Source organism: Bacillus sp. 7894-2 (assembly GCF_002272225.1).
GTDB lineage: Bacteria > Bacillota > Bacilli > Bacillales > Cytobacillaceae > Cytobacillus.
Genome location: NZ_NPDG01000064.1, coordinates 1 through 4667 on the forward strand (window position 1 = coordinate 1; position 4667 = coordinate 4667).

Genomic DNA, 4667 nt, shown 5'->3' on the forward strand with positions numbered 1-4667 from the left:
ATTATTTTTAATCCAAAAATCACAGCTTGTCTTCGGCAAATAATTATACACGCGGAAATGATAACGCCTATCATTGGAGAGTATATAACTTGAAGTACCTTGCTATTTCATTTAAGCTAGAAATATTTTAATGCTATCACTATGCGGAGGGCTGACCCATGACAAATTGGAGTGAGATTCATACATATGCCAAAGCCTTAATAAAAGAGGCGGGCGGGAATATTAAAAATTCTTTCAGCAAAACTCTGACCATAACCACCAAATCAAATGCGAACGATTTAGTGACAGATATTGACCAGGAAACAGAACAATTCTTCATAAAGAAAATAAATGAAAAATACCCTGAGCACCGGATACTTGGTGAAGAAGGTTTTGGTGATAAGCTAAATGACCTGGATGGAATCGTCTGGATTATTGATCCGATTGACGGAACAATGAACTTTGTCCATCAGCAGAGAAACTTTGCGATATCAGTCGGCATTTATGAAAATGGAAAAGGCAAAATCGGATTAATATATGATGTAGTTCATGACGAGTTATATCATTGCATGAAAGGGCACGGTGTATTCATGAATGATTTGGAACTTCCTCCCTTAAAGGAAACGGATGTGTCAAAAGCGATCATTGGATTGAATGCCACATGGGTTACCGAAAATAGAAGGATTGATCCATCACTGCTGGCTCCACTTGTACGAAATGCAAGGGGAACACGGTCCTACGGTTCAGCAGCAATGGAAATGGCATATATAGCATCCGGGAGAGTTGATGCATACATAACCATGCGCCTCGCTCCATGGGATTTCGCTGCTGGTGTGATTATGATTGAGGAATTGGGAGGAATTGCGACAACCGTTAAAGGTGAGGAGCTGAACTACCTTGAAAACAATTCTGTTTTTGTCTCTAAGCCAGGGTTGCATCAGCAAATTATGAAAGAATACTTAAAAAATGGAAATTGGTAGCATAGCAAGCAGCAAGTTCACAGAGGAAGACCAGCCCTTTTTTTTAGAAGTCATTAAGGATAGCACCGACTGGGAAGAAGAAGAAAAATGCGGGAATAACCTTTGCAATTATATGGCCAGGCATCAGGAATTAAATGGGGAGTGGAGAATTTGGCGTATTGACGGAGAACGAACAGCCATCACTTTCCATGTGAATTTATCCCCTTCTAACGGGAAGCCGTGGCTCGGTACGATCCTGGTTAAAAAAGAAATGCGAAGAAAAGGAATAGGAACAAAGGTTATTGAACTGTTGACCGCTGAGTTAAAGAAGAAAGGCGAAAAGTCTTTGTTTGCGGGTGTCCCTGAAAATCGGAACTATTGGATTTACTTTTTATCTGATGCCGGATTTGAGCAGTTCAAGACGGAGACTTCCGATGATGGCCGGGAATTTTTAATAATGGTCTGTCCATTAATATGAAAAAAAGCTGCAGCCATCCGCTGCAGCTTTAAATTATAACGAACCTTCTTCTCTCATCTTCTTCTTAGTTTTAAAACCGTATCCCATTACAAGGATTAAAGCGATAATGGCCAGGATGATCCCAAACATGCTTCTTTCAGCCACCGCAACGCCTATACCCATCATGCATATAGCTGCTCCTATCGCAAAGGCTAATAAAGGCCACTTGATATTCTTCATAATTTCACTCCCAAGAGGATTAATTTAGTTAAATACTGGTGAAAAATATGTAGAGAATATACTGTCCGACAGTATAATTTATCAGAAATAAATCCTTCTCTACATTATTTTACACAAAAAGTTTTTAGGTTTCTATAGTAATTGTGATATAATGTATCAGTTGTGAAAAATGTTGAAAAATGAATTTGATTCAGTTTTGATAAATAGGAGGAAATCTTTTGAAATTAAGAGAAGATATTCGAAATATTGCGATTATAGCCCACGTTGACCATGGTAAAACAACATTGGTTGACGAGCTTTTAAAACAGTCCGGAACTTTCCGTTCAAATGAGCACGTGGAAGAGCGTGCGATGGATTCAAACGATCTGGAAAGAGAACGCGGTATTACGATTTTAGCTAAAAACACTGCAGTTAAATATAAAGATACGAGAATCAACATTCTGGATACACCAGGACATGCCGATTTCGGCGGAGAAGTTGAACGGATCATGAAAATGGTTGACGGCGTATTATTAGTTGTCGATGCATATGAAGGATGTATGCCGCAGACGCGTTTTGTTCTTAAAAAGGCTTTGGAACAAAAACTTACGCCAATCGTTGTTGTAAATAAAATTGACAAACCATCTGCCCGTCCCTCAGAAGTTGTTGACGAGGTAATCGATTTGTTCATTGAACTGGGTGCAGATGAAGAACAGCTTGAATTCCCGGTTATTTATGCATCTGCTATTTCGGGAACTTCAAGTGTTACCCCTGACAAGCAGGATGATGACATGCATTCTCTTTATGAAGCAATCATTGAACATATTCCTGGACCAGTTGATAACCGTGAAGAGCCGCTTCAATTCCAGGTGGCACTCCTTGATTACAATGATTATGTGGGGAGAATTGGAATTGGCCGGGTATTCCGGGGGACAATCCAGGTTGGACAGCAGGTTGCTTTAATGAAACTTGATGGCTCAGTTAAGCAATTCCGGGTTACAAAGATCTTTGGTTTCTTCGGACTGAAGCGAGAAGAGATCCAGGAAGCTTATCCTGGAGACCTTATTGCCGTTTCGGGAATGGAAGACATTAATGTCGGGGAAACTATTTGCCCTGTCGAGCATCAGGAAGCACTTCCTGTTCTAAGGATTGATGAACCAACACTGCAAATGACTTTCCTTGTTAACAACAGTCCATTCGCGGGAAGAGAAGGCAAATATATTACTTCAAGAAAAGTTGAAGAAAGACTTCGTGCACAGCTTGAGACGGACGTAAGTCTCCGTGTTGAAAATACAGATTCACCTGACGCCTGGGTTGTATCCGGACGTGGGGAATTGCATTTATCAATCCTGATTGAAAATATGCGCCGTGAAGGTTTTGAACTGCAGGTTTCTAAACCGGAAGTAATTATTAGAGAAATTGACGGTGTTCGCTGTGAACCGGTAGAACGTGTTCAAATCGATGTGCCGGAAGATAATACTGGATCGATTATTGAATCTATGGGTACCCGTAAAGGTGAAATGCTTGATATGGTCAATAACGGCAATGGTCAAGTAAGACTGACATTCAATGTCCCTGCCCGCGGACTGATCGGCTACTCCACTGAATTTATGACGCTAACCCGCGGCTATGGTATTATCAATCACACATTTGACAGCTACCAGCCGGAAATTAAAGGTCAAATTGGCGGACGCAGCAAAGGTGTCCTAGTGTCTATGGAAAGCGGCAAGTCATCCACATACGGAATTATGCAAGTTGAGGACCGAGGAACTATTTTCGTTGAGCCGGGTACTGAAATTTATGAAGGCATGATTGTGGGAGAGCATACTCGTGAAAATGATCTTACTGTCAACATCACTAAAGTGAAGCATGCGACAAACATCCGTTCTGCTAATAAGGATCAGACGAATGTAATTAAAAAGCCGCGGATCTTGACACTTGAAGAAGCTCTGGAATACTTAAATGATGATGAGCTGCTTGAAGTAACACCTGAGTCAATCAGACTGAGAAAGAAACTTCTTGATAAGAATGAAAGAGAAAGAATGGCCAAGAAGAAGAAATACGCTGAAACCAACTAAGACTAAGAAGGGGGAGGAGATAAGGATATGGATGTATCACAGCGCCTGTCTTTTTTTGCTGCTTTGTTCAAAGTCGATGAGAATCCCACAACTGGAATGTGGCTTCTCTATATAACAATTGTTCTGCTGTCAATATTGGTATTTAAATTAGGATTTGCCAAGAAACTCCCAATTTTAAAATCAGCTATGATATACACTTTCTTGATTTTAGGCTGTACGATGCTGACATTTCTTGGAGTATTCCTTCCTGTAGCAGAAGGTCTTGTTGTGGCTGCATTAATCTTGATCATTTACAAAATCCGCCTTAACCAGGAAAAGAAGGAACAGGCAAAGGCGGAATAACAGGGAGATGCTGAGATGAAGTCCTTGCAGGATTCACTGTATAACTGGCTGACGATAAAAATTGTCTGTGAGGAACGTCCGGATGATACAGCGGCAGCAGACACAGAAAGAATGTTCTTTGAGATTCTTTCGGATGAGCATAATATTTCCGATATTCACTTTGAAAAAGATGATGTGATGTATTATGTGCATTACACAAAGGGAGAAGAACGGAATAAGAGCCGTTTTCCCTGTGAATTGATAGAAGTAATGCTTAAACAGATTCAAAGTGAACCTGAAAAATATGTAAATTATCCGGAGGATTAAAAGAAGCCGCCCCAGACAAAATGACTGGGGCGGCTTCTTTGCTGTTCATGGAATGGTGTGGAGTTCACCATTCCTCCTCCTGGACTTTGCTCCGATATAGCTTAAAGTTTCCAGTATCAGCTCTTTTTTGTGTTTTTTCTGTAATTCTTGTTTCGCATGGTCTGCACATATATGTGTGAATCGGGCGGTTTCGGAGACGTTTAGCCTGCAAGGACTCGTTTTCAATGGATTCAATTTTATCACATAGTACACATTTTACTCGCATTGGACACCTCATATTGTTTTGCTGTTTTCCTAAAGTTAATAACTTAGTTTACTGAGTTGATT

General features: G+C 40.5%; 7 protein-coding genes. 5 read left to right on the plus strand and 2 right to left on the minus strand.

What is annotated here, in order from left to right; translation table 11 throughout:
• The first annotated feature begins 158 nt into the window (after nt 1–158).
• Together CHI10_RS09675 and CHI10_RS09680 are read left to right on the plus strand one after the other, a co-directional pair.
• Nucleotides 159–959 carry an inositol monophosphatase family protein gene (locus CHI10_RS09675; RefSeq protein WP_048010624.1) on the plus strand — a complete coding sequence of 267 codons (801 nt, stop codon included), beginning with the start codon at nt 159–161 and terminating at the stop codon, nt 957–959.
• Entirely contained in the window at nt 946–1416 is a 471-nt protein-coding gene (locus tag CHI10_RS09680) for a GNAT family N-acetyltransferase (protein ID WP_095244092.1), read from the plus strand. The genes CHI10_RS09675 and CHI10_RS09680 overlap by 14 nt, the downstream gene beginning before the upstream one ends.
• A 33-nt stretch (nt 1417–1449) precedes the next feature.
• Here the strand turns inward: CHI10_RS09680 and CHI10_RS09685 are convergent, their stop codons facing one another.
• The gene (locus tag CHI10_RS09685; RefSeq protein ID WP_095244093.1) at nt 1450–1635 is read right to left on the minus strand and encodes a YlaF family protein; all 186 of its coding nucleotides are present in this window, start codon (nt 1633–1635) and stop codon (nt 1450–1452) included.
• 218 nt (nt 1636–1853) lie between these two features.
• Here CHI10_RS09685 and typA point away from each other — a divergent pair, with 218 nt between their 5' ends.
• Genes typA through CHI10_RS09700 form a run of 3 tightly spaced genes read left to right on the plus strand, consistent with a single transcriptional unit; the run spans nt 1854 to nt 4340 of the window.
• The gene (gene typA / locus CHI10_RS09690; protein ID WP_095244094.1) at nt 1854–3692 is read left to right on the plus strand and encodes a translational GTPase TypA; all 1839 of its coding nucleotides are present in this window, start codon (nt 1854–1856) and stop codon (nt 3690–3692) included.
• 27 nt (nt 3693–3719) lie between these two features.
• Nucleotides 3720–4034, plus strand: coding sequence for a YlaH-like family protein (locus CHI10_RS09695; RefSeq protein ID WP_035328645.1), 315 nt, complete (start codon nt 3720–3722; stop codon nt 4032–4034).
• Between the two features lie 15 nt (nt 4035–4049).
• Entirely contained in the window at nt 4050–4340 is a 291-nt protein-coding gene (locus CHI10_RS09700) for a hypothetical protein (RefSeq protein WP_095244095.1), read from the plus strand.
• Nucleotides 4341–4404: 64 nt separating this feature from the next.
• Here CHI10_RS09700 and CHI10_RS09705 read toward each other — a convergent pair whose 3' ends face one another.
• Nucleotides 4405–4605, minus strand: coding sequence for a YlaI family protein (locus CHI10_RS09705; protein ID WP_035328651.1), 201 nt, complete (start codon nt 4603–4605; stop codon nt 4405–4407).
• Nucleotides 4606–4667: the final 62 nt, after the last annotated feature.

Excerpts from the sequence above, each read along its gene's own strand:
- CHI10_RS09675 (WP_048010624.1), top strand. The coding sequence starts at position 159 with ATGACAAATTGGAGTGAGATTCATACATATGCCAAAGCCTTAATAAAA.
- CHI10_RS09680 (WP_095244092.1), top strand. The coding sequence starts at position 946 with ATGGAAATTGGTAGCATAGCAAGCAGCAAGTTCACAGAGGAAGACCAG.
- CHI10_RS09685 (WP_095244093.1), bottom strand. The coding sequence starts at position 1,635 with ATGAAGAATATCAAGTGGCCTTTATTAGCCTTTGCGATAGGAGCAGCT.
- CHI10_RS09695 (WP_035328645.1), top strand. The coding sequence starts at position 3,720 with ATGGATGTATCACAGCGCCTGTCTTTTTTTGCTGCTTTGTTCAAAGTC.
- CHI10_RS09700 (WP_095244095.1), top strand. The coding sequence starts at position 4,050 with ATGAAGTCCTTGCAGGATTCACTGTATAACTGGCTGACGATAAAAATT.
- CHI10_RS09705 (WP_035328651.1), bottom strand. The coding sequence starts at position 4,605 with ATGCGAGTAAAATGTGTACTATGTGATAAAATTGAATCCATTGAAAAC.